1 rRNA gene is annotated in these 689 nt (G+C 57.9%); it reads left to right on the top strand.

What is annotated here, in order from left to right:
- Positions 1 to 57: 57 nt before the first annotated feature.
- Positions 58 to 689: ribosomal RNA gene (locus IE318_RS44500) — 23S ribosomal RNA — on the top strand; the annotation flags it as partial.

Here is a 689-nt window from a genome sequence, read left to right as displayed (position 1 = left end):
GGGGTGATGGGTGGTTGGTCGTTGTTTGAGAACTGCACAGTGGACGCGAGCATCTGTGGCCAAGTTTTTAAGGGCGCACGGTGGATGCCTTGGCACCAGGAACCGATGAAGGACGTGGGAGGCCGCGATAGTCCCCGGGGAGTCGTCAACCAGGCTTTGATCCGGGGGTTTCCGAATGGGGAAACCCGGCAGTCGTCATGGGCTGTCACCCACTGCTGAACACATAGGCAGTGTGGAGGGAACGCGGGGAAGTGAAACATCTCAGTACCCGCAGGAAGAGAAAACAACCGTGATTCCGGGAGTAGTGGCGAGCGAAACCGGATGAGGCCAAACCGTATGCGTGTGAGACCCGGCAGGGGTTGCGTATACGGGGTTGTGGGATCTCTCTTGATCAGTCTGCCGGCTGGTCGGTGAGTCAGAAACCGTTGATGTAGGCGAAGGACATGCGAAAGGTCCGGCGTAGAGGGTAAGACCCCCGTAGTCGAAATGTCAGCGGCTTGCTTGAGAGACACCCAAGTAGCACGGGGCCCGAGAAATCCCGTGTGAATCTGGCGGGACCACCCGCTAAGCCTAAATATTCCCTGGTGACCGATAGCGGATAGTACCGTGAGGGAATGGTGAAAAGTACCCCGGGAGGGGAGTGAAATAGTACCTGAAACCGTGTGCCTACAAGCCGTGGGAGCGTCGGA

Source organism: Streptomyces spiralis, assembly GCF_014654675.1.
GTDB classification, from domain to species: Bacteria; Actinomycetota; Actinomycetes; order Streptomycetales; family Streptomycetaceae; genus Streptomyces; species Streptomyces spiralis.
This window is presented reverse-complemented; position numbering and strand designations above follow the sequence as displayed.